This window comes from Actinoplanes sp. NPDC051513 (genome assembly GCF_044454685.1).
In the GTDB taxonomy this organism is placed as follows: Bacteria; Actinomycetota; Actinomycetes; order Mycobacteriales; family Micromonosporaceae; genus Actinoplanes.
In genome coordinates this window covers 84,077-105,684 of the sequence record NZ_JBITDW010000010.1, presented here as the reverse complement: position 1 = coordinate 105,684, position 21,608 = coordinate 84,077, and the positions used below count along the sequence as shown (strand labels likewise).

General features: G+C 68.9%; 18 protein-coding genes. 1 reads left to right on the top strand and 17 read right to left on the bottom strand.

From position 1 onward, the window contains the following. The 17 genes from ACIA5D_RS29600 to mqnC all read right to left on the bottom strand — a co-directional run bounded on the left by ACIA5D_RS29600 (nt 1) and on the right by mqnC (nt 18,626). Entirely contained in the window at nt 1-1,539 is a 1,539-nt protein-coding gene (locus ACIA5D_RS29600) for an NADH-quinone oxidoreductase subunit M (RefSeq protein WP_396033573.1), read from the bottom strand. Next, the gene (gene nuoL, locus ACIA5D_RS29595; protein ID WP_396033571.1) at nt 1,536-3,461 is read right to left on the bottom strand and encodes an NADH-quinone oxidoreductase subunit L; all 1,926 of its coding nucleotides are present in this window, start codon (nt 3,459-3,461) and stop codon (nt 1,536-1,538) included. Before nuoL ends, ACIA5D_RS29600 begins: the two co-directional genes overlap by 4 nt. Nucleotides 3,462-3,473: 12 nt before the next feature. Continuing rightward, the gene (gene nuoK, locus ACIA5D_RS29590) at nt 3,474-3,773 is read right to left on the bottom strand and encodes an NADH-quinone oxidoreductase subunit NuoK (RefSeq protein ID WP_396033570.1); all 300 of its coding nucleotides are present in this window, start codon (nt 3,771-3,773) and stop codon (nt 3,474-3,476) included. A 34-nt stretch (nt 3,774-3,807) separates the two neighbouring features. Beyond that, nucleotides 3,808-4,557: an NADH-quinone oxidoreductase subunit J gene (locus tag ACIA5D_RS29585; protein WP_396033569.1), complete on the bottom strand. Its 750-nt coding sequence runs from the start codon at nt 4,555-4,557 to the stop codon at nt 3,808-3,810. Then, entirely contained in the window at nt 4,554-5,186 is a 633-nt protein-coding gene (gene nuoI / locus ACIA5D_RS29580) for an NADH-quinone oxidoreductase subunit NuoI (RefSeq protein WP_396033568.1), read from the bottom strand. Before nuoI ends, ACIA5D_RS29585 begins: the two co-directional genes overlap by 4 nt. 1 nt (nt 5,187) lies before the next feature. Continuing rightward, nucleotides 5,188-6,546, bottom strand: coding sequence for an NADH-quinone oxidoreductase subunit NuoH (gene nuoH, locus ACIA5D_RS29575; protein WP_396033798.1), 1,359 nt, complete (start codon nt 6,544-6,546; stop codon nt 5,188-5,190). Between the two features lie 5 nt (nt 6,547-6,551). After that, nucleotides 6,552-9,077, bottom strand: a complete 2,526-nt coding sequence (locus ACIA5D_RS29570) for an NADH-quinone oxidoreductase subunit G (RefSeq protein ID WP_396033567.1) — start codon at nt 9,075-9,077, stop codon at nt 6,552-6,554. After that, entirely contained in the window at nt 9,077-10,393 is a 1,317-nt protein-coding gene (gene nuoF, locus ACIA5D_RS29565; protein ID WP_396033566.1) for an NADH-quinone oxidoreductase subunit NuoF, read from the bottom strand. The genes ACIA5D_RS29570 and nuoF overlap by 1 nt, the downstream gene beginning before the upstream one ends. After that, a complete protein-coding gene (nuoE, locus tag ACIA5D_RS29560) occupies nt 10,390-11,430 on the bottom strand; it encodes an NADH-quinone oxidoreductase subunit NuoE (RefSeq protein WP_396033565.1) in 1,041 nt (346 codons plus the stop codon). The genes nuoF and nuoE overlap by 4 nt, the downstream gene beginning before the upstream one ends. After that, a complete protein-coding gene (locus ACIA5D_RS29555) occupies nt 11,431-12,756 on the bottom strand; it encodes an NADH-quinone oxidoreductase subunit D (protein WP_396033564.1) in 1,326 nt (441 codons plus the stop codon). Beyond that, nucleotides 12,753-13,469 carry an NADH-quinone oxidoreductase subunit C gene (locus tag ACIA5D_RS29550; RefSeq protein ID WP_396033563.1) on the bottom strand — a complete coding sequence of 239 codons (717 nt, stop codon included), beginning with the start codon at nt 13,467-13,469 and terminating at the stop codon, nt 12,753-12,755. Before ACIA5D_RS29550 ends, ACIA5D_RS29555 begins: the two co-directional genes overlap by 4 nt. Continuing rightward, nucleotides 13,466-14,137: a NuoB/complex I 20 kDa subunit family protein gene (locus ACIA5D_RS29545; RefSeq protein ID WP_396033562.1), complete on the bottom strand. Its 672-nt coding sequence runs from the start codon at nt 14,135-14,137 to the stop codon at nt 13,466-13,468. The genes ACIA5D_RS29550 and ACIA5D_RS29545 overlap by 4 nt, the downstream gene beginning before the upstream one ends. 6 nt (nt 14,138-14,143) lie before the next feature. After that, nucleotides 14,144-14,503 carry an NADH-quinone oxidoreductase subunit A gene (locus ACIA5D_RS29540; RefSeq protein ID WP_396033797.1) on the bottom strand — a complete coding sequence of 120 codons (360 nt, stop codon included), beginning with the start codon at nt 14,501-14,503 and terminating at the stop codon, nt 14,144-14,146. A 127-nt stretch (nt 14,504-14,630) separates the two neighbouring features. Then, the gene (locus tag ACIA5D_RS29535; protein WP_396033559.1) at nt 14,631-15,941 is read right to left on the bottom strand and encodes a geranylgeranyl reductase family protein; all 1,311 of its coding nucleotides are present in this window, start codon (nt 15,939-15,941) and stop codon (nt 14,631-14,633) included. 98 nt (nt 15,942-16,039) lie between these two features. Next, nucleotides 16,040-16,318: a hypothetical protein gene (locus ACIA5D_RS29530; RefSeq protein ID WP_396033558.1), complete on the bottom strand. Its 279-nt coding sequence runs from the start codon at nt 16,316-16,318 to the stop codon at nt 16,040-16,042. Between the two features lie 48 nt (nt 16,319-16,366). Further along, a complete protein-coding gene (locus ACIA5D_RS29525; protein ID WP_396033557.1) occupies nt 16,367-17,080 on the bottom strand; it encodes a demethylmenaquinone methyltransferase in 714 nt (237 codons plus the stop codon). Between the two features lie 310 nt (nt 17,081-17,390). Further along, nucleotides 17,391-18,626 (bottom strand): cyclic dehypoxanthinyl futalosine synthase, encoded by a 1,236-nt coding sequence (gene mqnC, locus ACIA5D_RS29520; RefSeq protein ID WP_396033556.1) that lies wholly within the window; start codon nt 18,624-18,626, stop codon nt 17,391-17,393. A gap of 63 nt (nt 18,627-18,689) precedes the next feature. On the opposite strand from mqnC, the gene ACIA5D_RS29515 reads away from it, so the two are divergent. After that, nucleotides 18,690-21,608 carry a DEAD/DEAH box helicase gene (locus ACIA5D_RS29515; protein ID WP_396033555.1) on the top strand — a complete coding sequence of 973 codons (2,919 nt, stop codon included), beginning with the start codon at nt 18,690-18,692 and terminating at the stop codon, nt 21,606-21,608.

The following is a 21,608-nucleotide window of genomic DNA, read 5'->3' as shown; positions in this document are numbered from 1 at the left end:
CTAGCGCGCCCCTCCGTTAGCAACGACCGACGTCGGGCCCGGGTCGGTCTTTCCGACGTCCTGCATGGTCGCCTGCACCGCCGGATTGATCACATCGGTGACCGGCTTCGGGTAGAAGCCGAGCAGGATGAGCAGGAGGATCAGCGGCGCGACCACGACCTTCTCCCGCAGGGTGATGTCCTTGCGCATCGCCGGGACCTCTTCGAGGGCCGGGTTCAGCGTGCCCTGGGTGGTGCGCTGCACCATCCAGAGGACGTAGGCGGCGGCGAGGATGATGCCCGCGGTCGCGATGACGGCGTACGCCTTGTGCACCGTGAACGTGCCGATCAGCACCAGGAACTCGCTGATGAACGGCGCCGTGCCCGGCAGGGCCAGCGAGGCGAGACCGGCGAAGAGCAGCACGCCGGCCAGGACCGGGGTGAGCTTGCCGGCGCCGCCGAAGTCGCTGACCAGGCTGGAGTTGCGCCGGGCCACGTACATGCCGACCACGATGAACAGCAGGCCGGTGGCCAGGCCGTGGTTCACCATGTACAGCACCGCCCCGGTGCCGGCCTGGGTGGTGAAGGCGAAGATGCCGATGCCGATGAAACCGAAGTGGGCGATCGACGTGTACGAGACCAGCCGCTTGAGGTCGTTCTGGCCGATCGCGAGCAGCGCCGCGTAGATGATGCCGATGACCGCGAGCACCAGCGCAGCCGGCGCGAACCAGCGGGACGCCTCCGGGAACAGCGGGAGGCAGTAGCGCAGGATGCCGAAGGTGCCGACCTTGTCCATCACGCCGACCAGCAGCGCGGCCGCGCCCGCCGGGGCGGCGCCACCGGCGTCGGGCAGCCAGGTGTGGAACGGGAAGAATGGCGCCTTGATCGCGAAGGCCACGAAGAAGCCGAGGAACAGCCAGCGGGCGGTGTTCTGGTCGATCGAGTTGACCGACTCGATCAGCTTGGCGAAGTCGAACGTGTGCCCGCTGACCACCCAGAGGCCGATCACCGAGGCCAGCATGAACAGACCGCCGACCAGGCTGTAGAGGAAGAACTTGACCGCCGCGTACTGCCGGCGGGGCCCGCCGAACGACCCGATGATGAAGTACATCGGGATCAGCATGACCTCGAAGAACACATAGAAGAGGAACACGTCGGCGGCCGCGAAGACGCCGATCATCGTGAACTCGAAGGCCAGCAGGAGCGCGAAGTAGACCGGCGCGGAGCGCTTCTCCTGATCGACGTCGTTCCAGGACGCGAGGATCACGACCGGGGTGAGCACCGCGATCAGCATCAGCATGACGAGCGCGATGCCGTCGGCCGCGAAGGTGAAGCGGGCGTCCCAGGAGGGGATCCACGCGTACGACTCGTGGAACTGGAACCGGTCGCCGTCGACCTTGAAGGCCACCCACATGAAGATGCTGAGCACCAGCACGACGAGCGACCAGATCAGCGCGATCTGCTTCGCCAGCTCGGCGTTGCGGCGCGGGATCGCGGCGACCACGATCGCGCCGACCAGGGGCAGCAGGGTCAGGATGCCGAGAAACGGAAAGCCGCTCATGCGAGCCACCCCAACTGGATCGCGAGGAAGGCGCCGACCACGAGCAGGGCGCCGGTGAGCATGGAGAGGGCGTACGACCGGACGAAGCCGGTCTGGAGCCTTCGTAGCCGGCCGGAACTGCCGCCGACGCCGGCCGCGATGCCGTTCACGATGCCGTCGATTCCCCTGTTGTCGAGGTAGACCAGCGCCCGGGTCAGGTAGATGCCGGGCCGCTCGAACACCGCCTCGTTGAACGCGTCGGTGTACAGGTTGCGCCGGGCCGCCGTGACGACCGCGCCGGCCGGCTGCTCCTGCAGAGCGGTGCCGCGGCGGAAGAGCGCGTAGGCCAGGCCCGCGCCGGCGACCGAGAGAACCAGCGTGAGCGTGGAGATCACGTACTTGTTCATGACCGGGCTGTGCTCGCCCTCGCCGGTGACCGGCTCGAGCCACTGCGGGATGGCCGACTGACGGCTGAGCAGGAAGCCGGCGACGATCGAGCCGAGGGCCAGCAGCATCAGCGGAATCGTCATGATCAGCGGCGACTCGTGCGGGTGCTTGTTCTCCTCGGTGTAGCGCTCAGGGCCGTGGAACGTCAGCACGTAGAGCCGGGTCATGTAGAACGCGGTCAGGCCGGCGCCGAGCAGCGCGGCCGTGCCGAACAGCCAGGACGTCCAGTCACCGCGGGAGTAGGCCGCCTCGATGATCGGATCCTTCGAGAAGAAGCCGGACAGCGGCGGAATGCCGATGATCGCGAGCCAGCCCATCATGAAGGTGAGCCAGGTCCACCTCATGTACTTGCGCAGGCCGCCGAAGCGCCGGATGTCGACCTGGTCGTGCATGCCGTGCATGACCGAGCCGGCCCCGAGGAACATGTTGGCCTTGAAGAAGCCGTGCGCGAGCAGGTGGATGATCGCCAGCGCGTACGCCCCGCCACCGATGCCGACACCCAGGAACATGTAGCCGATCTGGCTGACCGTCGACCAGGCCAGGACCCGCTTGATGTCGTCCTTGGCGGCGCCGATGATGCAGCCCATCAGCAGCGTGAGCGCGCCGACGCTGACCACGATCGTCTGCATCGTGGTGTTCGCCGAGAAGATGTAGTTGGAGCGGGCGACCAGGTAGACGCCCGCGGTGACCATGGTCGCGGCGTGGATGAGGGCCGAGACCGGGGTCGGACCCTCCATGGCGTCGGGCAACCACGCCTGCAGCGGGAACTGGCCGGACTTACCGGCCGCGCCGAGCAGCAGCAGAATGCCCAGGATCAGGACGGTCGTGGCCGACAGCGAGCTGACCCCGTTGAAGACCTCGGCGTACTGGGTGGTGCCGAGCTGGGCGAACATCACGAAGATGCCGATGGCCAAGCCGGCGTCGCCGACCCGGTTCATCAGGAACGCCTTCTTGCCGGCGGTGGCCGCGGACGGCCGGGTGTACCAGAACGAGATCAGCAGGTACGAGGCGAGACCGACGCCCTCCCAGCCGAAGTAGAGCATCACGTAGTTGTTGCCGAGGACCAGCAGCAACATCGCCGCGACGAAGAGGTTGAAGTAGCCGAAGAACTTGCGGCGTCCCGGGTCGTGCTCCATGTAGCCGACCGCGTACAGGTGGATCAGCGAGCCGACGCCCGTGATCAGCAGGACGAAGACGCCGGACAGCGGGTCGAACAGCATGCCGAAGTCGACATGCAACCCACCGACGGAGATGAAGTCCCACATGCTCAGCTCGGCCGACCGGTGCTCGGCGTCGAGCCCGGCGAGACTGAAGAAGAAGATCAGCCCCAGCACGAACGAGGCCGCCACCGCGAGGACGCCTAGCCAGTGTCCCCACTTGTCGGCCCGCTTGCCGAGGAGCAGCAGGACCGCGGCGCTGGCAAGCGGAATGGCCACCAAAAGCCAGATTCCGCTCAACGCTCCCGTCGCGTGGGCATACTCCACTGTCTGTTCCACAGGAAGGCCCCTTTAGTACTTAAGAAGGTTCGCGTCGTCGACGCTCGCCGAGCGTCGCGTACGGAAGATCGACATGATGATGGCGAGACCCACCACGACCTCGGCCGCCGCGACGACCATCACGAAGAACGAGATGATCTGACCGTCGAGGGTGCCGTTGATCCGGCTGAAGGTGACCAGCGCCAGGTTCGCCGCGTTGAGCATGAGCTCGATGCACATGAACAACACGATCGCGTTGCGGCGGATGAGCACCCCGGTCGCGCCGATGGTGAAGAGGATCGCCGCGAGGATGAGGTAGTAGTCGGGAGTCACTGCGCCACCTTTATCGAAGACCAACGCTCCGCGCTCATTTTTCGGTTCCCTTCGGAGCCGCTTCCTGGGCGGTCAGCTCACGCACGGGCAGGATCGGCGAGATGCTCCGCTCGCTGCCGTTGCCGTCGGGCAGCCGCGCGGGCGCAGCGACCGACATCGTGTTGGCGTAGACGCCTGGGCCCGGCTTCGGGCCGGGATAGTTGCCCGGCCGGAACCGCCGGGTCATGCGGGTGACCTGGTCCATGATGTCGGCCTTGGCCCGCTCGACGTGCGCCATCACCATCGCGCCGACCGCCGCCGTGATCAGCAGGGCCGACGTGATCTCGAAGGCGAAGACGTAGCGGGTGAACAGCAGACTGGCCAGACCCTGCACGTTGCCGCCGTGCTCGGCGTTCGCCTGGGTGAGACCGACCGCCGGGAGGTCGCCGACCCCCCGGGCGAGGCCGGTGGCGACCAGCGCCGCGAAGCCCACGCCGAGGACGACGGCCGCGACCCGTTGCCCGCGTAACGTCTCGATCAACGAGTCGGAGGCGTCCCGGCCGACCAGCATGAGCACGAAGAGGAACAGCATCATGATCGCGCCGGTGTAGACGATGATCTGCACCATGCCGAGGAACGGCGCCGAGTTGACCACGTACATGAAGCCCAGGCAGAGCATGGTCAGCACGAGCCAGAGCGCGGAGTGCACCGCGTTACGGGCGAGCACCATGCCGAGCGCGCCGATCACCGAGATCGTGCCGAGGATCCAGAAGGCCCACGCCTCGCCGGTCGATACGTGGCTCATCGCACGCCCTCCGTGGCTCCGCCGACTGATAGTCCAGGCTTGGGTAGAGGCCCAGCCTCGCCCGTTCCGTCGGCAGCCTCGTTGGTCGCCCACGGCGCGCGTTCGGCGCCGGCCGAGGTGCCCGGGTTGGTGAGCGCCCCGAGGTAGTAGTCCTTGTCGGTCTCGCCCAGGCGCATCGGGTGCGGCGGCTGCTCCATTCCCGGCAGCAGCGGCGCCAGCAGTTCCTTCTTCGTGAAGATCAGGTCCTGCCGGCTGTCGCGGGCCAGCTCGTACTCGTTGCTCATGGTCAGCGAACGGGTCGGGCAGGCCTCGATACAGAGTCCGCAGAAGATGCAGCGCGCGTAGTTGATCTGGTAGATCTTCGCGTACCGCTCACCGGGCGAGAATCGCTCCTCCTCGGTGTTGTCGCCGCCCTCGACGTAGATCGCATCGGCCGGGCAGGCCCAGGCGCACAGCTCGCAGCCGATGCACTTCTCGAGGCCGTCCGGGTGCCGGTTGAGGATGTGCCGCCCGTGGTAGCGCGGCGCCGGGGTGGGCGGGGAGAACGGGTAGTCGGTGGTGATGACCTTGCGGAACATGTGCGCGAAGGTCACACCGAAGCCCTTGAAGGAACCCGTGAACGTCCCCACATCACACCTCCTTGGTTTCGGATTCGCCGCCGACGGTGGCGGGGGTGCGTTCGGCCACCGCGCGGCGTGCCCGCGGGCTCGGGGGTATCTGTAGATCCATCGGTGGCACCGGGAAGCTGCCCGGTGGACGGGCCGCCAGCTGTTCCTCGATGGAGATCTGCCGCGGCTTGCGGGCCGCCGGCCAGAAGAGGGCGACCAGCAGGACGACGACCACGATGCCGCCGATCGACAGCCACTTGGTGCGGTCGGCGAGCTCGTTGTTCGCGACCTTGACGTACGAGAGGAAGAGGATCCACACCAGGTTGACCGGGATGAGGACCTTCCACCCGAAGCGCATGAACTGGTCGTACCGCATCCGGGGAAGCGTGGCCCGCAGCCAGATGAAGCCGAACAGGAAGATCAGCACCTTGGCGAAGAACCAGATCATGCCGAACCAGCCGGAGTTGGCGCCCGCCCAGACCGCGGTGATCGGCCATGGTGCACGCCACCCACCGAGGAAGAGCGTGGTACAAAACGCCGACACGGTGATCATGTTGATGTACTCGGCCAGGAAGAACATGGCGAACTTGAACGACGAGTACTCGGTGTGGAAGCCGCCGACCAGCTCGGACTCGGCCTCGGGGAGGTCGAACGGCGCCCGGTTGGTCTCGCCGACCGCCGAGATCATGTAGATCACGAAGCTGGGGAGCAGCAGCACCGCGTACCAGCTCGGCGTGGTCAGGTCCATGCCGAGGAAGTGGAAGGGGTTGCCCTCGGCCTGCGCCTTCACGATCTGCGAGGTGCTCATCGTGCCGGCGGTCATGAAGACCGCGACGATCGAGAGGCCCATCGCGACCTCGTACGAGATCATCTGCGCGCTCGACCGCAGGCCACCCAGCAGCGGGTAGGTCGAGCCGGACGCCCAGCCGGAGAGCACCACGCCGTACACGCTCATCGAGGAGCAGGCCAGCAGCACCAGCACCGAGACCGGCACGTCGGTGAGCTGCAGCGCGGTCTTGTGGCCGAACATGCTGACCACGCCGCCGAACGGGATCACCGCGAACGCCGTGAAGGCCGTCGTACAGGAGATCACCGGCGCGATGAAATAGACCACCTTGTCGGCGGTCTTCGGGATGATCTCTTCCTTGAACGGAAGCTTCAGGCCGTCGGTGAGGCTCTGCAGCCAGCCCTTGGGTCCGACCTGGTTGGGGCCCGGCCGGACCGCCATCCGGGCCACGACCTTGCGCTCATAGTTGATCGTGAACAGGGTCAGCAGCAGGAGGAGCACGAAGACGCCGACCAGCTTGATCAGGACGATCCACCAGACGTCGTTCTCGAACGACTCGAGCGTCGGGTCCTGGGCGTGCGCCGCCACAACCATGGAGATCATGCGTTTGCCCCCTCGGCGAGGATCGGGCCTGGAACGCCGGCGGTGAGCCGGACGATCGCCCCCGAAGTGACGCCGAGGCTGCGACGCAGTGTCGAACCCGGCGAGTTGGTGGGAAGCCACACCACCTGCGGGGGCAGGTCGGTGATCGCGGCCGGGAGCGAGATGCCACCCCGGTCGGTGCTCACGGTGACGATGTCGCCCTCGGCCACGCCGAGCGACTCGGCGAGGTCCTTGCCGATCCGGACGACCGGCGGCCGGGCCGTGCCCTTGAGCACGTCGTCGCCGTCGAGCAGCGAGCCCATGTCGATCAGGTGGTGCCAGGTGGCGAGCACGGCCTCGCCGGCGGCGGGCGCCTTGGCCGCGGCCGGGGCCACCGTCGGCAGCGCCGGGCGGTCGGCCTTGCTCGGCGGCATGGCGCCCAGCTCGCGCCGGATCGCCATCACGTCGCCGGTGCCCAGCGAGATGCTTTTAGTCGTTCCTAGGGCGGTGGCGGGGTGGTTGGACGAGACGTCGAGCAGGGCCGCGATCGCCTCGAGCACCCGGCCGTCGGTCATCGCCGTGGTCGGCAGGACGGTCTCGAACGAGCGGAGCCGGCCCTCCCAGTCCATGAAGGTGCCCGACTTCTCCTGGGCCGGAGCCACCGGGAGCACCACGTCGGCCCGGCGGGTGACCGCGCTGCCGCGGATCTCGAGGCTGACCACGAAGCCGGCCTTGTCGAGCGCTTGCTCGGCGAGGCGCGGGTCGGCCAGGTCGGACGGGTCGACGCCCGCGACCAGCAGGCCGCCGAGCTCGCCCTTCGCGGCGGCCGCGACGATCGCGTCGGTGTCGCGGCCCGGCTTGCTGGGCAGGCCGCCGGCCTCGACGTCCCAGGCCAGCGAGAGCTCGGCGCGGGCCGCCGGGTCGGCGACCGGACGGCCGCCGGGGAGCAGGTTGGGCAGGCAGCCGGCGTCGACGGCGCCACGGTCGCCGGCCCGGCGCGGCACCCACGCGAGGCGGGCGCCGGTGCGCTCGGCCGCCGCGGCCGCCGCGGAGAGCCCGCCCGGCACGGTGGCCAGGCGCTCGCCGACGATCAGCAGCGCGCCCGGCGTGGCGAGCGCCGCGGCCACGGCCGGGTCGTCGGCCAGGATCCTGGCCTCCTCGCCGGGGGCGGCCGCGACGAGCGACGCGCTGATCTTGGTGAAGCCGCGGGTCAGATACGGCGCGACCGCCGTGACCCGGAGCCTGCCCTTGTCGGCGGCCTTGCGCAGCCGCAGGAAGAGGATGGGGCACTCCTCCTCCGGCTCGAGCCCGACGATGACCGCGACCGGGGCCTTCTCAACGTCCTCGTAGGTCACGTCGGAGACCCCGCCGGCCACCGAGGCGGCCAGGAAGTCGGCCTCCTCGGCGCTGAGCGGGCGGCTCCGGAAGTCGATGTCGTTGGTGCCGAGCGCGACCCGGGCGAACTTCGCGTACGCGTACGCGTCCTCCACCGTGAGCCGGCCGCCCGTCAGCACCCCGACGCCGCCGGCGGCCTTGGCCGCCTTGAGACCCTCGGCCGCCGCGAGCAGCGCCTCGCTCCAGGAGGCCTCGCGCAGCTCACCGCTGCGGGAGTCGCGGATCAGCGGGTTCATGATGCGGTCGTTGGCGGTGGCGTAGCGGAAGCCCCACCGGCCCTTGTCGCAGTTCCACTCCTCGTTGACCGCCGGGTCGTCGCCGGCCAGGCGGCGCAGCACCTTGCCGCGGCGGTGGTCGGCGCGCATCGAGCAGCCGGCCGCGCAGTGCTCGCACGCGGTCGGCGTGGAGACCAGGTCGAACGGGCGGGCCCGGAAGCGGTACTGCTCGCCGGTGAGCGCGCCCACCGGGCAGATCTGGATGGTGTTGCCGGAGAAGTACGAGTTGAAGGCGACATCCCCCTCGCCCTCGCCGACCTGCCCGTCGCCGGTGCCCCGGCCGCCGAAGAAGTCGTCCCGGTACACGTTGATCTGCTCAGCCGAGGAGCGGTCCATCAGGTCGATGAACTTGTCGCCGGCGATCTCCTCGGAGAACCGCGTGCAGCGCTGGCACAGGATGCAGCGCTCGCGGTCGAGCAGCACCTGGCTGGAGATGTGGATCGGCTTCTCGTACTCCCGCTTGTGCTCGTGGAAGCGGGACTCGGCGCGGCCGTTGGACATCGCCTGGTTCTGCAGCGGGCACTCGCCACCCTTGTCGCAGGTCGGGCAGTCCAGCGGGTGGTTGGCGAGCAGGAGCTCCATCACGCCGTGCTGGGCCTTGTCGGCCACCTCGGAGGTGAGCTGCGTGTGCACCACCATGCCCTCGGCGACCGCCTGCGTGCAGGAGGCGACCGGCTTGCGCTGGCCCTCGATCTCGACCAGGCACTGGCGGCAGGCGCCGGCCGGGGCGAGCAGCGGGTGGTCGCAGAACCGGGGAATCGCGATGCCCATCCGCTCGGCGACCCGGATGACCAGCTCGCCCTTCTCGGCGGTGACCGCGATCCCGTCGATGGTCAGCGTGACGGTATCCGTCTTCTTGGCTACGTCGGTCATCAGTGAGCTCCAACCAGGGCCTTAGCCGACAAGCGCGGAGCTGTGCGGCCCTCGATGTAGTCCAGGTAGTCCTGGCGGAAGAACTTCAACGTCGAGATGACCGGCGTGGCCGCGCCGTCGCCCAGACCGCAGAACGACCGGCCGAAGATGTTGTCGGCGGTGTCCTGCAGGGTGTCGAGGTCGGCGTAGGTGCCCTCGCCGGAGAGGATCCGCCGGTAGGTGCGGACCATCCAGTAGTTGCCCTCGCGGCACGGCGTGCACTTGCCGCACGACTCATGGTGGTAGAACTCCAGCCACCGCCAGGTCGCGTAGACCGGGCAGTCCTGGTCGCCGAAGATCTGCATGGCCGTGGTGCCCAGCAACGAGCCCTGCGCGGCGACGCCCTCGAAGTCCATCGGGGTGTCGATGTGCTCGGCCGTCAGCAACGGGGTCGACGAGCCGCCCGGCGTCCAGAACTTCAGGGTGTGCCCGGGCTTCATGCCGCCGGCGAGCTCGATCAGCTCGCGCAGCGTGATGCCGAGGCCGCACTCGTACTGGCCCGGGTTGGCGATCCGGCCGGAGAGCGAGTAGATCATCGGGCCGGTCGACTTCTCGGAGCCCATGCTGCGCCACCAGTCGGCGCCGCCCAGCACGATGTAGGGCACGCTGGCGATGGTGCCGACGTTGTTGACCACCGTCGGGCTCGCGTACAGGCCGGCGATGGCCGGGAAGGGCGGGCGCAGCCGGGGCTGGCCGCGGAAGCCCTCCAGCGAGTCGAGCAGCGCGGTCTCCTCGCCGCAGATGTACGCGCCGGCGCCCGAGTGCACGACCAGGTCGAGGTCGAAGCCCGAGCCCAGGATGTTCGTGCCGAGGTAGCCCTTCGCGTACGCCTGCTTGACGGCGGCCCGCAGCCGGCGGGCCGCGTGCACCGCCTCGCCGCGGATGTAGATGAAGGCGCGGTTGGCCCGGATCGCGTACGAGGCGATGATCGCGCCCTCGATCAGCGAGTGCGGGTCGTAGGTCATCAGGGGCAGGTCCTTGCAGGTGCCCGGCTCGCCCTCGTCGGCGTTGATGACCAGGTAGTGCGGCTTGCCGTCGCCCTGCGGGATGAAGCCCCACTTGAGACCGGTGGGGAAGCCCGCGCCGCCGCGGCCGCGCAGGCCAGAGTCTTTCACCAGCTGGATCAGGTCGTCGGGGTGCACGTCGAGCGCCTTCTTGAGCGCCGCGTAGCCGTCCAGCCGCTCATAGACGTCGATCTTCCAGGCGTCCGGCGAGAGCCAGCGCTTGGTGAGGACGGGGGTCAGCTTCTCGAGAACCTCACGCCGTGGCTGAGTCACTTCTGCTCCTCGTTGCCGACGCTGTCGCCGGCCGGCTTGGCGTCACCGGCGGGCTTGTTGCTCGCGACCCCGGCGGCCTCGGCGGGGTTCGCCGGGGCGGGCGAGGCGACCTCGGTGGTGCCGGTCTTGTCCGGCGTGCCGCCGGTGGGGTTGCGCGCCTCGGCGGTGCGCACCTCCGGGTCCTTGGCGTCCCCGGCGTCGATTGGCCTGCCCGAGTTGCGGTGTTCTGTGACCTTGCCCGCGACCGCCTTCACGGCGCCGGCCGCCTTCTCGGCGGCCATGGCGACCTTGCCCTTGCTCTCCTCGCGGGGCGCGGGCTTGGTCTTGTTGATCGGGGCGTCGAGGTTGAAGTTCGGCACCGCGATCCCGTGCTGCTGGGCCAGGGTCACGCCGCGCAGGGTGGATGCGCCGGCCGGTCCGTCGCCGACCGCGCCGTCCCGCTCGTCGGTGAAGCCGGCGAGCTGGTGCTGCATCTCCTTGAGCGAGCAGATCCGGGCGCCGCGTGTAGGCGTCGGCAGCTCGCCCTTGCGGAGGCTGTCGGTGAGCGCGATCGCGGTCTCCGGAGTGGCCTCGTCGATGGCGAAGTCGTAGTTGACCGTCACCACCGGCGCGTAGTCGCAGGCCGCCAGGCACTCGGCGTGCTCGAGCGTGATCCGGCCGTCGGCCGTGGTCTCGTCGTGGCCCACACCCAGGTGGTCGTTGAGCCGGTCGTAGACCTCCTGGCCGCCCATCATGTTGCAGAGCGTGTTGGTGCAGACGCTGACCAGGTACTCGCCGGTGGGGCGACGCTTGTACATGGTGTAGAACGTGGCGACCGCGCCGACCTGGGCCTTGGTGATGCCCAGCACCTCGGCGCAGAAGGCCACGCCGCCGGGGCTGACGTGGCCCTCCTCGGTCTGCACCAGGTGCAGCAGCGGAAGCAGCGCCGAGCGGCTGCGGCCCTCCGGGTAGCGCGCGATGATCTCGAGCGCGGCGGGAAGCAGCTTCTCCGCGAGCGGCGCTGCTGCCGGGGAGAACTCGATTGTCGTGTCGGACATTTAGCGGTCACACCCACCCATCACGGGGTCCAGGGATGCGCCGCCGGCGATGACGTCGGCCAGCAGCGCGCCTTCGGCCATCGCCGGGATGGCCTGCAGGTTCACGAAGCTCGGGTCGCGCATGTGCACCCGGTACGGATGAGTGCCGCCGTCCGAGACCGCGTGCACACCGAGCTCGCCGCGCGGGGCCTCGATGCCGATGTAGACCTGGCCGGGCGGCACCCGGAAGCCCTCGGTCACGAGCTTGAAGTGGTGGATCAGCGACTCCATCGACTGACCCATGATCTTGGCGACGTGCTCGAGCGAGTTGCCCATGCCGTCGATGCCGACCGCGAGCTGGGCCGGCCAGGCGATCTTCTTGTCCGCGATGAAGATCGGGCCGGGCTTGAGCCGCTCGAGAGCCTGCTCCACGATCTTGAGCGACTCCCGGATCTCGGCGATCCGCACCTGGTAGCGGCCCCACACGTCGGCGGTGGTCGCCGTCGGCACGTCGAACTCGTAGTTCTCGTAGCCGCAGTAGGGCAAGGTCTTGCGCAGGTCCCAGGCCAGGCCCGAGGCGCGCAGCACCGGGCCGGTGATGCCGAGCGCGAGGCAACCGGTGACGTCGAGGACGGCTACGCCCTGGGTGCGCTCGTGCCAAATGACCTGGCCGGAGAGCATGGCCTCGTACTCCTTGAGCTTCTTCGGCATGTAGACGAGGAAGTCGCGGATCTTCTTGATCGCCGACTCGGGGATGTCCTGCGCGACGCCGCCGGGACGGAAGTACGCGTGGTTCATCCGCAGCCCGGTGGTCTCCTCGAAGATGTCCAGGATGTACTCGCGCTCACGGAAGCCGTACAGCATCATCGAGATCGCGCCGAGCTCCAGACCGGTGGTGCCGAGCCAGACCAGGTGTGACGCGATCCGGTTGAGTTCCATGAAGAGCACCCGGATCGTGGTGGCCCGCTCGGTGATCTGGTCGGTGATGCCGAGCAGCTTCTCCACCGCAAGGCAGTAACCGGCCTCGCTGAACAGCGGCGCGAGGTAGTCGGCCCGGGTCACAAACGTGGTGCCCTGAGTCCAGTTGCGATACTCGAGGTTCTTCTCGATGCCGGTGTGGAGATATCCCACGACGGGACGGACATCGGTGACCGTCTCGCCCTCGAGCTCGAGGACCAACCGGAGCACGCCGTGCGTGGACGGGTGCTGCGGGCCCATGTTGACGACGATCTTCTCGTTCGACAACGGGTCGATGCTGCCGGTGACCGTGTCCCAGTCGCCGCCCGTGACCGTGAAGACGCGGCCCTCGGTGGTCTCTCGCTCAGTTGCATAACCCGATGAAGTCATTGGTAGACCCTCCGCTGGTCAGGAGGCGGAATCTCGGCGCCCTTGTACTCGACGGGCACGCCGCCGAGCGGGTAGTCCTTGCGCTGCGGGTAGCCCTCCCAGTCGTCCGGCATGAGGATCCGGGTCAGGTTGGGGTGGCCGGTGAAAACCACGCCGAACATGTCGTACGTCTCCCGCTCCTGCCAGTCCGCAGTGGGGTAGACGCTGGTCACGCTCGGGACGGGGACGTCGAGGGCAACGGCGACCTCGAGGCGTACGCGTCGGCGGTAGGTCATCGAGGTCAGCTGGTAGGTCACGTGCAGGCGGCGCGGGTCCGCGTTGAGGTAGTCCACGCCGGACACCGACGAGCACAGCTCGAAGCGCAGCGCCTCGTCGTCCCGCATGGTCTGTGCGACCTCGGCGATCTTCTCCGCCTTGATGTGCAGCGTCAGCTCGTCCCGGTCGACCACGACCTTCTCGATCGCGTCGGCGAAGCCCGGGTACGCCTCCTCGAGGGCGTCGGTGACCTCGTCGAAGTAGCTGCCGTACGGCTTGGGGCTGCCGACCACGTCGGGCTTGCGCCGGACCAGGCCGCCGAAGCCGGAGACGTCACCGGTGCCCTGGATGCCGAACATGCCCTTCTGCGGGTTCGGCGGAACCTGGGCCGGGGCGTCGATGTCGGCGCCGACCGGCTCCGCGTTCACCGGGACGCCGCCAGTGGATTCGATGCTCACTTCCCGTCCTTCCGCATGTGCGGCTGCAGCTTCATCCAGTTCTCGATGCGCAGCTGCTCCTCGCGGCCTTCCTTGACGGCCTGCGTCCACTCCGCACGGCGGGTCTTGTCGGCCCGGTAGGAGGAGGGCATCGCGCCGGGGGCGACGATCGGCATCTTGCCGGCGGCCTTGCGCGCCTCGAGCATCTTGCGGCCGTTGGGGCCGAGCGGCTGATGCAGGACCTTCTCGCGCATCTTGAGGATGGCGTCGATCAGCATCTCGGGCCGCGGCGGGCAGCCGGGCAGGTAGATGTCGACCGGGACGATGTGGTCCACGCCCTGCACGATGGCGTAGTTGTTGAACATGCCGCCGGACGACGCGCAAACACCCATGGAAATCACGGAGCGCGGCTCGGGCATCTGGTCGTAGATCTGGCGGACGACCGGCGCCATCTTCTGGCTGACCCGGCCGGCGACGATCATGAGGTCGGCCTGGCGGGGCGAGGCCCGGAAGACCTCCATGCCCCAGCGGCCGAGGTCGTAGTGCGGACCGCCGGCGGCCATCATCTCGATGGCACAGCAGGCGAGGCCGAAGGTGGCGCCCCAGAACGACGACTTACGCGCCCAGTTCGAGAGCAGCTCGACGGAGGTGAGCAGGATTCCGGCAGGGAGTTTCTCTTCGATACCCATGACGCATCAGTCCCAGTTGAGTCCGCCGCGCCGCCACACGTACGTGTAGGCGATGAAGACGGTGACGATGAACAGGAGCATCTCCACGAACCCGAACACGCCGAGCGCCCCGAAGGACACGGCCCACGGGTACAGGAAGATGGTCTCGATGTCGAAGATGATGAAGAGCATCGCGGTCAGGTAGAACTTCACCGGGAAACGCCCGCCGCCGATCGGCTGCGGCGCCGGTTCGATCCCACACTCGTACGCCTCGAGTTTCGCCCGGTTGTAGCGCTTCGGGCCGACGATCGGCGCGATACCGACCGAGAACAGCGCGAACAGCGCGCCCAGGACCATCAGCCCGACGATCGGGACGTATGGGTTGATCGTCATGATCTCTCCTGCTCGAACGTTAGCCTCTTCACACTATTAATCCGATTCGGCCGTGCGTCGACCGGGCCCGTCCAACCACCCCGCCGCCGCCCTTGACCTGGCTGAAGGCTCTGCTCAAGGCTCATACGGCGGGCGCCACCTTGGTGAGGCCATTGATGATCCGGTCCATGGCGTCGCCGCCACGCGGATCCGTCAGGTTGGCCAGCAGCTTGAGCACGAACCGCATCAGCGTCGGGTGCGGCATGCCGTGCTTGGTGGCGAGGCGCATGATCTGCGGGTTTCCGATCAGCTTCACGAATACTCCACCGAGGCGGTAATAGCCGCCGAACCGCAGGCTCAGCTCGGACGGATAGGCCCGGAGAGCGCGTTCACGATCGGCGCCCGCGGGCCGGGCGAGCGCCTGCACGGCGACCTCCGCCGCGAGCTCGCCGGACTCCATCGCATACGCGATACCCTCGCCGTTCATCGGATTGACCATGCCGCCGGAGTCGCCGACCAGCATGAGCCCGCGGGTGTAATGCGGCACCCGGTTGAAGCCCATCGGCAGCGCGGCGCCGAGGATCGGGCCGTCGGCGTTGCGTGCGTCACGCATGCCCCAATCGGCGGGCGTGCCGGCCAGCCAGTCGGTGAGCATGGCGCGGTAGTTGGTCTTGCCGAAGGCGCTGGACGAGTTGAGGATGCCGAGGCCCACGTTGACCCGGCCGTCGCCCATGCCGAAGATCCAGCCGTACCCGGGGAGCAGGCGGTTGTGGTCGGTCGCGCTGCGCAGCTCGAGCCAGGACTCGAGGTAGTCGTCGTCGGCGCGCACCGGGGAGTGGTAGTAGCGCCGGACCGCGACGCCGATCGGCCGGTCGTCGCGCTTCGCGAGGCCCATGGCCAGCGGCAGCTTGCCGGAGACGCCGTCGGCGGAGATCACCAGGGGGGCGCGGAACTCGACCGGCTCGGCGGCACCGATCTTGGCGGTGACGCCGATCGCCCGGCCCTCGTCGTCGAGGACCGGGCCGGTCACGTTCACCCCGGTGCGCAGCAGCGCGCCGGCCTCGGCCGCGCGCTTGGCGAGCATGTCGTCGAAGTCGAGCCGGGTGCGGACCAGGCCGTAGTTGGGAAAGCTGGCCAGATCGGGCCAGTCCAGCTCGAGGCGGACGCCGCCGCCGATCACGCGCAGGCCCTTGTTGTGCAGCCAACCGGCCTTTTCGGAGGTGTCGACCCCCATCCGGACGAGCTGCCGGACGGCGCGCGGGGTCAGACCGTCACCGCACACCTTCTCGCGCGGGAACTCGGTCTTCTCCAGCAGCAGGACCCGCAGGCCGTGCCGCGCCATGTGGTAGGCCGCCGCTGAGCCTCCCGGCCCGGCGCCGACCACTATTACGTCGGCTTCGTCCTCGATGACTCCCGACGGACCAGCGGGCCCCGATGGTTCTGGGTTGTGCACGGCACACCTCCGTCTCGTGCGGGCTCGTGAAACAGTTCACAAGCACGCCCAGATCGGAGTCTAAGACGGCCATCGAAGCTCGTTCGGGTTAGGCAACCCTAACTGTTCCGCGCCGGTGAAATGCCCGATCCGCTATCTGTCAAGGACCCTTCTGCTCCGGTACTCGGCTCTTGATCCAGGTATTCCCGAAACGTACCGCCCATGGCGCGATCAAGGGCAACGATCAGCTCATCTACTAGGTCTTGAGCCAGTTCCGGATCTTGTGCGGCCACCATGCGGATCCGGGCGGCCAATTCCATGCCGCGGCGCTCGCCCGCTTCGCTGTCGTCGATGGCGATGTCGATGTCCGTGTCCTCTAGTTGCCCGAAGGTCGTCATAGGTGCAGCAAAACAGGGTTTACCGCCCCAGACAGCCGAATGACCGTTTTATACCCTAGTGGCGCGATGGAGCGCGACAACACCCCCGGTGAGATTGCGCCAGCCGACCCGTGCCCACGGACCCGAAGCCCCGATCCGGGCGGCGAGGGCCTCCTGGTCGGGCCACGCGCGGATCGATTCCGCCAGATACACGTACGCGTCGGGATTGCTGGACACGCCGCGGGCCACGGCCGGCAGCGAGCGCATCAGGTATTGCAGGTAGACCGTACGGAACGCCGGATTCACCGGGTGGCTGAACTCACACACGACCAGCCGGCCGCCGGGACGCGTGACCCGCCCGAGCTCGCGCAGCGCCCCCTCGGTGTCGACCACGTTGCGCAGCGCGAAGGAGATCGTCACCGCGTCGAAGGTGGCGTTCGGGAACGGCAGGCGCAGCGCGTCCCCGGCCAGCAGCGGCACCTGCGGCCGCACCGAGCGCCCGGCCCGCAGCATGCCGATCGACAGGTCGGCGCCGACCGCGTAGGCGCCCGACCGGGACAGCTCCTCGGTGGAGACGCCGGTGCCGGCGCCCACGTCGAGGACCCGCTCGCCGGGGCGCAGCCCGAGCGCCGCCCGGGTGGCGCGGCGCCAGCCGCGGTCCTGGCCGAAGGAGAGCACCGTGTTGGTGAGGTCGTACCGCTGGGCGACGCCGTCGAACATCTCGGCGACCTCGTGCGGCTGCTTGTCCAGATCTGCGCGCGTCACGAGGCAACTCTCTCCCATCCAACCGCCCCGCCCACCACCCATAGGCGGACTAACGGCGAACCTCACAAACAGTACGGGCGGGATGGTTGCCCATCCCGCCCGCTCCTTATGCGTTATATATACGACCGCCATCGGTCGGGTCCGCGGTTGTCAAGCTGCAGCTTGACGTTCCAAGGAAGTTCTCAGCCTTACGGGACTGAACGTAACCAGCGAGAACAGAGGGGTACAGGGGTTTACCGGCCTCGTTACGAAGGAGCAATCGCCCCACGGCCGGTTACCCGACCCCCACCTGTCCGAACGGTGGACCGTGACCCCTCAATGGCGGTGCTTACTTGACGTCGACCAGCGGCAGGTTCTTGCGTCCGCCCTCGGGCAGGGCGATCGACGAGAAGTGCGAGACGACCCGCTCGTCGGTGGGGTCGTCGGCCTCGGTGTGGTGCACAGCGAGGTGGCGGTAGAGCGTGTCGCGCTGCGCCGGGGTCCGCTCGGCCGACCGGATCATCCAGATCAGCTCGTGCAGGTTGGACCGGTGCCGGGCGCCGGCCGAGGAGATCACGTTCTCCTCCAGCATGATCGAGCCGAGGTCGTCGACGCCGATGTGCAGCGAGAGCTGGCCGACGTCCTTGCCGGTGGTCAGCCAGGACGCCTGCAGGTGGGCGACGTTGTCGAAGAACAGCCGGGACACCGCGATGAACCGCAGGTATTCCATGCTGGTCGCCTGGGTGCGGCCCTTGAGGTGGTTGTTCTCGGGCTGGTAGGTCCACGGGATGAAGGCCCGGAAGCCGCCGAGTTCCTGCGAGCTCTCGACGGCGTCGTCGCGGTAGCCGTTGGCCACGGCGAGGTCCTGGCAGTCGCGGATCATGCGGATGTGCTCGATGCGCTCGGCGTTGGTCTCGCCGGTGCCCATCATCATCGTCGCGGTGGAGGACAGCCCGTTGCGGTGCGCGATGGTCATCACCTCGATCCAGCGCTCGCCGCTCTCCTTGAGCGGGGCGATCGCCTTGCGCGGCCGCTCGGGCAGCATCTCGGCGCCGGCCCCGGCGATCGAGTCGAGCCCGGCGGCCTTGATCCGCAGGATCGCCTCCTCGATGGAGACGCCCGAGACCTTGGCCATGTGCAGGATCTCGCTGGGGCCGATCGAATGGATGACCAGCTGCGGGTACGCCTGCTTGACGCCGGCGAACAGCCCCTCGTAGTACTCGACCCCGAAATCGGGATGGTGGCCGCCCTGGAGCATCACCTGGGTGGCGCCGAGGTCGATCGCCTCGCCGCAGCGATGCAGGATCTCCTCCATCGGGTGGGCCCAGCCCTCGTTGTGCTTGGGCGCACGGAAGAAGGCGCAGAACTTGCACGCGGTGACGCACACGTTCGTGTAGTTGATGTTGCGGTCGATGAGATATGTGACGACACCGTCGGGGTAGCGGCGGCGGCGCACGGTGTCGGCCGCCTCGCCCAGCGCGTGGAAGGGCGCCTCCGTGTAGAGCAGCAGCGCTTCCTCGGGCGTGATGCGCCCGCCGTCCGCGCCGCGCTGCAGGATGCTGTCGATCTCCCGGTTCGCCGTCACGTCTCGAAGATTACGTCCCCCGGTTCGGCGACGACAGCGGCGCCCGTCACCGTCGTACTCTCGATGCCGTCGTTTCAGGGGGTGGGTGTGCTCGTCTTGCAGGGGTCCTGGCTGCCCGGAAAGCTGGCGCTCTGGGCAGAGGGTGACGAGCCCCTTCCCGACATTTCCGGAATGTCGCCCGAGGCGGCCGCGAAAGTCGCGGCCGCGACGGTCATGCTGCGGCTGCCCGGCACCAGCCGCGGCCCCGCGCCGTCGCCGGAGACCGGAGCCGAGCCACCCAAGCGCCTCACGCTGCGGTCGTACCCGATCCCGGCGCTGGTCGCCCCTGCCTCCGCGGCGCTCTCAACATTGGGCGATTTGTCCGACCTGGGGGAGGTGACCCCGGCCGCCTCCGTGCGCTACCTGCAACTGCTGGCCGGCTTCGCCTGCGACCTGGCCCGCCGCGGCCGGATGCTCCCTCAGCTGGTCCTCGAGGCGGGCGTGCCGACCGCCCGCTGGCGCCCGGTGATCACCGGGGCCGACGCCGCCACCTATCGCGACTTCGCCGCCGCCATGCCCCCGGTCGTGCGGGCCGGCGACACCGGCGTGGCCCGCACCCTGCACGAGGCGCTCGACGCCCTGGTCGACGCGGCCGCCCGCGGCGTGATGCCCGAACGCCTGCTGCACGGCCACCGGGCCGGCCCCAAGGCGCCCCTCCCCGACCGCTGGATCGCCGCGCTCACCGCCGACGACCCCACGCTGCCCGGCAGCCGCCCCGAGGAAGTGCGCGAGCTCGGTGTGGCGCTCGGCGACTGGATGCGCGCCGCCAACGAGGCGAACGGGCCGATCCGCGTCTCCTTCCGGCTGACCGAGCCGCTGCCGGGCGAGGACGCCTGGGGGCTGGCGTTCGCCCTGCAGTCGGCCGAGGACCCGAGCCTCTGGCTGCCGGCCGCCGACGTCTGGGAGGGCGCCCGCTTCCCCGGCCTGCCGCCGCGGCCCGACGAGACGCTGCTGGCCGGGCTGGGCCGGGCCGTGCGGCTGTTCCCACTGCTGCACGTGGCGCTGGCCGAGCAGGAGCCGGCCGAGATGGAGCTGAGCACCGGCGAGGCCCACGACTTCCTGATGCAGGCCGCGCCGCTGTTGCAGGCCGCCGGCTTCGGGGTGCAGCTGCCGACCTGGGCCGGGCGCAAGGCGGTCGGCCTCAGGCTGACCACCCGATCGAAGACCACCAAGAGCCGGGCGGTGGCGGGCTCGGGCTTCGGGCTCGAGCAACTTGTCGACTTCCGGGTCGACCTGGTCATCGGCGAGCACACGGTGACCGCCGACGAGCTGGCCGAGCTGGCCCGGCTCAAGGTGCCGCTGGTGCGGGTGCGCGGGCAGTGGGTGGAGCTCGACGACCGGCAGCTCAAGGCGGCCCTCAAGGCGGTGGGGCGCCGGCGCGAGGGCGAGCTGACCGCGGGCGAGGTGCTCCAGCAGGTGATCGACGGCGGCGAGGAGGACCTGCCGCTGGTCGAGGTGGACGCCGACGGGGAGCTGGGCGACCTGCTGTCGGGGCAGGCGGCCGAGCGGATCGCGCCGCTGCCGACTCCGGACGGCTTCCAGGGGACGCTACGGCCGTATCAGGAGCGCGGGCTCTCGTGGCTGAGCTTCCTCTCCCGGCTCGGGCTGGGCGGGGTCCTCGCCGACGACATGGGCCTCGGCAAGACGGCCCAGACGTTGTCGCTGCTGCTGACCGAGAACAAGGGCCCGACCCTGCTGATCTGTCCGATGTCCCTGGTCAGCAACTGGCAGAAGGAAGCTGCCCGGTTCGCCCCGTCAATCAGCGTTTACGTCCATCATGGCGGGTCGCGCCGCCGCGACGGCATCGACGACGCCGACCTGGTGATCACGACTTACGGCACTGCAGTGCGTGATTTGTCCACTTTAAACCAGATCAACTGGGAACGGGTCGTCTGCGACGAGGCCCAGGCGATCAAGAACAGCGGCACCCGCCAGGCCCAGGCGGTACGCGCGATCAAGGCGCGCACCAGGATCGCCCTGACCGGCACCCCGGTGGAGAACCACCTGGCCGAGCTCTGGTCCATCATGGACTTCGCCAACCCGGGACTGCTCGGCCCGGCCAAGCACTTCCGCCGCCGCTTCCAGGAGCCGATCGAGGTGCGCCAGGACGAGGACGCCGCGGCCGCCCTCAAGCGCGCCACCGGCCCGTTCGTGCTGCGCCGCCTCAAGACCGACAAGTCGATCATCTCGGACCTCCCGGAGAAGAACGAGATGAAGGTCTGGTGCACGCTCACCCCCGAGCAGGCGACGCTCTACCAGGCCGTGGTCGAGGACATGATGGCCACGATCGAGAACACCGAGGGCATCGAGCGCCGCGGCAACGTCCTCGCGGCGATGACCAAGCTCAAGCAGGTCTGCAACCACCCGGCCCACCTGCTCAAGGACGGCTCCCGGCTGCCGGCACGCTCGGGCAAGCTGGCCCGTCTCGAGGAGCTGGCCGAGGAGATCATCGAGGACCGCGACAAGGCGCTGGTCTTCACCCAGTACTCGGAGTGGGGCTCGCTGTTGCAGCCGTACCTGGCGGCGCACCTCGACCGGCCGGTGCTGTGGCTCCACGGTGGACTGTCGAAGGCCCGGCGGGACGAGATGGTCGAGCGGTTCCAGACCGACGACGAGCCGATGCTCTTCCTGCTTTCTCTCAAGGCCGCGGGCACCGGGCTCAACCTGACCGCCGCGAATCACGTCGTCCACTTCGACCGGTGGTGGAATCCCGCGGTCGAGGACCAGGCGACCGACCGCGCGTACCGCATCGGACAGTCGCGCGACGTGCAGGTCCGCAAGTTCATCTGCACCGGCACGCTGGAGGAGAAGATCGACGCGATGATCGAGCGGAAGAAAGCGCTCGCCTCGTCGGTGGTCGGCACCGGCGAGGACTGGATCACGGATCTGAACACCGATCAGCTGCGCGAGCTGTTCGCCCTGGACACAGGGGCGGTGCGCTGA

Excerpts from the sequence above, each read along its gene's own strand:
- ACIA5D_RS29600 (WP_396033573.1), bottom strand. The coding sequence starts at position 1,539 with ATGAGCGGCTTTCCGTTTCTCGGCATCCTGACCCTGCTGCCCCTGGTC.
- ACIA5D_RS29585 (WP_396033569.1), bottom strand. The coding sequence starts at position 4,557 with ATGAGCCACGTATCGACCGGCGAGGCGTGGGCCTTCTGGATCCTCGGC.
- nuoH (WP_396033798.1), bottom strand. The coding sequence starts at position 6,546 with ATGGTTGTGGCGGCGCACGCCCAGGACCCGACGCTCGAGTCGTTCGAG.
- ACIA5D_RS29570 (WP_396033567.1), bottom strand. The coding sequence starts at position 9,077 with ATGACCGACGTAGCCAAGAAGACGGATACCGTCACGCTGACCATCGAC.
- nuoE (WP_396033565.1), bottom strand. The coding sequence starts at position 11,430 with ATGTCCGACACGACAATCGAGTTCTCCCCGGCAGCAGCGCCGCTCGCG.
- ACIA5D_RS29555 (WP_396033564.1), bottom strand. The coding sequence starts at position 12,756 with ATGACTTCATCGGGTTATGCAACTGAGCGAGAGACCACCGAGGGCCGC.
- ACIA5D_RS29545 (WP_396033562.1), bottom strand. The coding sequence starts at position 14,137 with ATGGGTATCGAAGAGAAACTCCCTGCCGGAATCCTGCTCACCTCCGTC.
- ACIA5D_RS29530 (WP_396033558.1), bottom strand. The coding sequence starts at position 16,318 with ATGACGACCTTCGGGCAACTAGAGGACACGGACATCGACATCGCCATC.
- ACIA5D_RS29525 (WP_396033557.1), bottom strand. The coding sequence starts at position 17,080 with ATGGGAGAGAGTTGCCTCGTGACGCGCGCAGATCTGGACAAGCAGCCG.
- ACIA5D_RS29515 (WP_396033555.1), top strand. The coding sequence starts at position 18,690 with ATGCCGTCGTTTCAGGGGGTGGGTGTGCTCGTCTTGCAGGGGTCCTGG.